Annotated in this window: 4 protein-coding genes; 2 read left to right on the forward strand and 2 right to left on the reverse strand. The window is 36.9% G+C overall.

The window, feature by feature from the left end; translation table 11 throughout:
• Positions 1–190: 190 nt before the first annotated feature.
• Together istB and EO132_RS17195 are read left to right on the forward strand one after the other, a co-directional pair.
• The gene (gene istB, locus EO132_RS17190) at positions 191–922 is read left to right on the forward strand and encodes an IS21-like element helper ATPase IstB (protein WP_127136804.1); all 732 of its coding nucleotides are present in this window, start codon (positions 191–193) and stop codon (positions 920–922) included.
• Between the two features lie 26 nt (positions 923–948).
• Positions 949–1,695 (forward strand): thiopeptide-type bacteriocin biosynthesis protein, encoded by a 747-nt coding sequence (locus tag EO132_RS17195; protein ID WP_127139047.1) that lies wholly within the window; start codon positions 949–951, stop codon positions 1,693–1,695.
• Between the two features lie 140 nt (positions 1,696–1,835).
• On the opposite strand, the gene EO132_RS17200 is transcribed toward EO132_RS17195, so the two are convergent.
• Both EO132_RS17200 and EO132_RS17205 read right to left on the reverse strand, forming a co-directional pair.
• Positions 1,836–3,161 (reverse strand): HlyD family secretion protein, encoded by a 1,326-nt coding sequence (locus tag EO132_RS17200; RefSeq protein WP_127139048.1) that lies wholly within the window; start codon positions 3,159–3,161, stop codon positions 1,836–1,838.
• Position 3,162: 1 nt separating this feature from the next.
• Positions 3,163–5,367, reverse strand: coding sequence for a peptidase domain-containing ABC transporter (locus tag EO132_RS17205; protein ID WP_127139049.1), 2,205 nt, complete (start codon positions 5,365–5,367; stop codon positions 3,163–3,165).
• Positions 5,368–5,866: the final 499 nt, after the last annotated feature.

The raw sequence follows: 5,866 nt of genomic DNA on the forward strand, positions 1-5,866 counted from the left end.
ACCAACGGCTGGACAATGCCTGCAGGCGGGCATCGGACTATGGGGCCTATAATTACAGCATGGTGGAGCGGATACTGAAAAAAGGGTGGGACACCCTGGAGGACGACCCGGAGGATACCTCCGAGGTCCCGGACCACGATAACATCAGGGGAGGAAACTATTATAAATGACAAACATTAAAACAGACAACATGAACACAAAGACATTGGAACAGATGAAACAGCTCAGGCTCCACGGGATGCTCAGGGCCTTTGACACCAGCCTCTCGCCCGAGAGCATGGACTATACCAACGATGAACTGGTGGCCTATCTGGTACAGTCCGAATGGGACGATAGGCACAACCGCAAGATCGAGCGCCTGACAAAGGCCGCAAGGTTCAGGTACGGTGCCGTTATGGAGGCCATCGATTACGGCCCTGGAAGGAACATCGACAGGAACAGGATACAGCGCTACGCCTCCTGTGGATTTATACGCAAGGGTGAAAATATGCTCATTACCGGGAGCACCGGGGTCGGCAAGAGCTATCTGGCCTCCGCCATCGGGCACCAGGCCTGCTCAATGGGGCACAGGACCATGTACTTCAACACGGCCAAACTCTTTACCTTGCTCAAAACCTCAAAGGCGGACGGGTCCTATCTAAAATTCATTGGAAAACTTGAAAAACAGGACCTGCTCATACTGGATGACTTTGGCCTAAAACCATTGGACAACATCAACAGGCACTCTTTGATGGAGATCATAGAGGACAGGCACGGCAAAAGGTCCACCATTATAGCCTCACAACTGCCCGTGGAGGCATGGCACGATGTCATCGGTGAAAAAACGATCGCCGACGCCATCCTTGACCGGCTGGTGCACTCGGCTCACAGGGTGGACATAAAAGGGGAATCAATGAGAAAAAAAATTAAAAATAAACGTTAACTTCAGCACCAAAATGAGTCGATCTCGTGCACTTGATTTGCACTGCTCACTTTCATCCGCCGCAGGTGGTATACATTGACCGCCCTATCCAATATATTGGCGGAGTTATCGATGAAATGTATAAATGTTTGCAACCCTGGACAGAATATGAGTTTGTTTGGAATATACAATTGGATACTTATCAAAGAGAGCTAGAGCGATACGGGTACAATTCAATGAATATTTCCGAGTCGATTTTTTATTATGATAGTGAGGCGATAATACATTTTTTAGATCTTATAGAAGGCGATGAGGGCGAAGAATTACGTTGGTTATTTGGATTGCGATATATTGACAATTTTCTGGATACTTTTCACTTTACACTTATGCAAAAGAAGGAGTTAATGGAAAATTTGAAAATAGTTTTTGGAAAAGAATTTGGGATGTCACGCTTTTTGAAAAAACAATTGGATGATAAATATCGAAACAAGATGGACAGGCTAGCACAATTCATGAGCTTTTCCAAGAAGAGTTTACCAATGTATGAACCCCTGATAGAAATTCTACATACTAAAAAAAGACTTATATCACCATTCGCTGAAAAACTTATAAAACTAAGGGATAGAGGCAATTTGAAAGTCGGATTTCATAGTCTTATAAGTAGCTATATACATATGTCAATGAATAGATTGTTCAAATCTAAGAACCGGCTAAATGAGATGGTCTTATATGATTTTTTATATCGATACTATCGATCACTTGTTGCAATTTCAGATAAGCAAACTTCAATTTAAGTGGGAGTCAAAACAACAAGACAAGGATAAATTCCCTCCTATTAAATATTTTTGAAGTAATTCTAATTTTATAACATATATAATGTTTTTCTTTCCTTGGTAGTTTGAATTGGATTTGTCCAATACGGTTTTCAGTTGGGTCAACTATTTGGAGAATCTACAATTCTTAGTTGATAAAAAATACGTTGCAAAAGAGTTAATTCTTCTACTATGATTTCAACATTTCCATACATTACTTGTTTGAAAGGAATAGTTCTGTCAAAAGAAGTTTTCAAACTATCCATACTAACATACATGGTATAAAACGGTTGGCCCCCATCTTTTGGCACCTCTGAAATCTCCTTAACATGACCCCTTAAACTTCCCCATTCTTCAAAAGGATAATTGTCTAATTTTATCAGTACTTCTTGCCCTATTTTCGCTTTTGCTGAACTATTGATCGGAAGATTGACTATGCCAACAATACCCTTTTTATTTTTTGGAAGTACGGTAATAACTGTTTCGCCCATGGTGATATTTTGATAAGGGGCCCAAATATCAAAAAGAATTGCATTGCCATCCACAGGACTTACCATAAGGTAATCTTGTCGCCATTTGTTAACAGCAACAATAAGATGGTTTTTGGTATTCTCTAGGTTTTGAATGTTTTTTTCTAATGATTTAGTATCAGGTGTTTCACTATTTTTTAAAATTGTTTCATAATTGATGATAACAGACTGGATACGCAATATGTCCTGTAAACAAACTTCCTGTCGTTTCTGTAGTTCAAAAAAGTCTGTTGAAGTTTTTATATAATCAATGTGTGAGTTAGTTTCTTTAGGTAAAAAATCTTTGTTACTTTCTAGCTTGCTTTTTAATACGGTCAACTCCTGTTCAATATCCGCTAATTGTTTTGTACGGACCTTTAAAATTTGACTAAGTTCTTTTAATTGATTGTTTGCAAATAATGGCTCTAAGTTATCTTTATAATTTCGGGTTTTTGATGAAATCAAGTTTTGATAGGAGTAAAGAAAGCTATCATACACTGGTTTTATTACTCCTAGTTTTAAGTTAACTGGAAAATAATACTCCAAGCTATCTAACGTCGAGATGTTATTGCAATCATTTCTTAAGGTGGATTCTAAGTAATTGATATCTTTCAGCTCAGCATTGTTTTCAAGTTCAGCGAGTACTTGACCTTCAATCACCTCCTCATTGTTTTGAATAAGTACCTTCTTTAATTGACTGGAACTTTTTGCCTTGAGATTAATTGGTGGGTTGTTTGAGGTAATCAGTATTCGAGCAGGAATAATCTCATTGTAGCTTATCGCAGCCGAGCCAAAGACCAATAAAAGGATTATAAAGAATATTAACAGAGATCCTGATCTAATCATCCAATTTGGTGCTTTTCCCAAAATCTCTCGAACTTTATCTGATCGCTCCTCAAAGAAGCCAAACCCCTTATTGTCGATGTCTACTTTTTTCATCTTATTGATCTAAATCTAATTGATTTTTAACCAGTGAATAGTATACTCCCTTTTTGGCAGTCAAAGTAAAATGATCCCCACGTTCAATAACTTTTCCCCTTTCTAGAACTATGATTTGATCCGCATTTTTTACAGTGCTTAAACGATGAGCGACAACCACAACGGTTTTACCTTTGTAGAACTCCTCAAGGTTTTGCATAATGTCTTTTTCATTATTGGAATCCAATGAACTAGTAGCCTCGTCAAAAAAAATATAGTTAGGATTTTTATATACCGCTCTCGCAATCAAAATTCGTTGCTTTTGCCCTCCACTTATGTTTGCACCACTACTTCCTATTTTAGTGTTGTAGCCTAAAGGTAATTCCTCAATAAAATCACTAATATTTGCAACTTTAACAGCTTGGTGAAGCCGTTCTTTTTCCATAATTCCTTCAGGGTCTGATTCGGTTATATTTCGTGCAATCGTATCATTGAAAATAAAGCCGTCCTGCATAACTGACCCACAGTTTCTACGCCAGAACATTGTGTTTATTTGGGATAAATTATTTTCTCCCACCCTAATTTTTCCTTCTTCCGGATCATAAAATTTGAGCAACAATTTTATCAAAGTTGTTTTACCGCTACCACTGGTTCCAACAATGGCGGTAACCTTTCCTTCTGGAATCTGAAGCGTAACATTGTCCAAAACTTTTTTAGCACTATTCCCACCATATCTAAAGACCAGTTTGTCAATGTAAATGGTCTTATTCTCTGATAATTCTTCAACGCTCTTTTCTCCTACAATTTCTTCTTCCTTCTTTTGATGGATTTCCGCTAGCCTTTCAAGACTGATTTTAGCGTCTTGACCCGATTGTATAAATGTTATAAAATTATTTATGGGTAGGTTCAGCTGGCCAATGATGTATTGAACCGAAAGCATCATTCCTAAGGTAAGGTCCCCATTTATAACAGATTTAGCTGAAATGAAGGTTATGAGTATGTTTTTTAATTCATTGAAAAATTGTCCGCCAACATTTTGTGTTTGGGTAAGTGACAGGCTCTTGACTGAAATATTAAATAGCTTAACCTGTATACCTTCCCATTCCCATCTCCTCCTTCGTTCTGAACCATTCAATTTGATTTCCTGCATACCAGAAATCAGTTGAACAATATTACTCTGATTGTCAGCGGCCTGGTCAAACCTTTTGTAATCTAGACGAGCTCTTTTCTTAAGGAACATTAAAGTCCAGCCTATGTAAATCAATGAACCAATAAAAAAGAGTAAAAAGATAGTCAAATCATAATAGGCTAAGACTAAACCAAAAATGATTACATTGAAAGCAGAAAAAAGTGTATTCAGGGTAGTACTTGAGAAAAAATCTTGTATGCGCTCATGATCATAGATTCTTTGAAGAATATCACCTGTATTTTTGGAATCAAAAAATGCAATTGGCAACCGCATCAATTTTATCAAAAAATCAGATATAAGGCTTATGTTTATGCGACTGGTAACATGTAATAATATCCAACTTCGAACTACTTCAACTGTAGTTTGTGAAATGAATAGAATTAATTGTGCTATTAAAATCAGGTAAATAAAATTGATATTTTCATAATTTATCCCGTAATCAACAATGGACTGCGTCAAAAAAGGAAATATTAACTGTAGAATACTTCCTGCAAAGAGTCCTAGAAATAATTGAAATAAGTACTTTCGATAAGGAATAAAATACTTTGTAAGAAATCTGAAACCATAGTTGGTTTTTTCATCTTCCCCGAATTCATAAAATTTAGGTGTCGGTTCTATAAGAAGCAAATAACCTTCTGAGTCGTCATCCGCATTTTTCCCTATCCACCCCTTTAAAAAATCCACTTTCGAATATTCTAAGAAACCATGTCCAGGGTCAGCAATGAACACCTTGTTTTTGGTTATTTTATAAATCACAACAAAATGTCGTTGCCGCCAATAGGCAATACAGGGTAATGGAACCTCATTCTTCAATGTCTCAAAATCCAATGCTACTGCCAATGTATGAAAGCCTATTTTCTCTGCTGCTTCTGCGATTCCAGCCATTGAAACCCCATCACGAGTAATATTCGATTTTTGTCGTAGGAAATTTGCCGGGTATAACCTGCCATAATATTTAGAAATCATTCTCAAACAAGTGGGACCACAGTCCATTTGGTCGAGTTGCTTGTAAAAAGGAAATGATTTTCTTCTGAACATGTAATAAATATAGCGATAGAAACAACTAAATGACATATTTTTCATACAAAAATGAGTTTTTAGGATTACTCGCGATTTATGTAGAAACCAGAGGAAAGAAAAAGGGAAACCTTTTTACAAAAATCCTTGGTTATCAAAAAAATGCCTAAATTAGTAGTGTAAAACTCCCATAAGTTTTGCCTCTGGATGTGCCGATTTAAACACGGTTCAGAGTTCGGTTAACCGGTCTGTGTTAGCGGTGTAAAATACTATAAATCAACTATTTATATTTCATAGGGTTGGCCTGCCACCCCGACTTAACTTATTTAAGTACAATCAAAACACTGTTAATCTTATGATTTTCAGTGTTTTGTGTTTTTAGGCATATCGTTTGAGTTCATTTAAAACCATCTAAAATCATATCAAGCGTGTTCCCATCGGGAGCAAACACTTACAGTTCTTGTTGTAACTTTAAATGACTTTTAGAACCATTTTTCTTGTGTTTTGACTTTCACAGTAT

This window comes from Flagellimonas oceanensis (assembly GCF_003992595.1).
Lineage (GTDB): Bacteria > Bacteroidota > Bacteroidia > Flavobacteriales > Flavobacteriaceae > Flagellimonas > Flagellimonas oceanensis.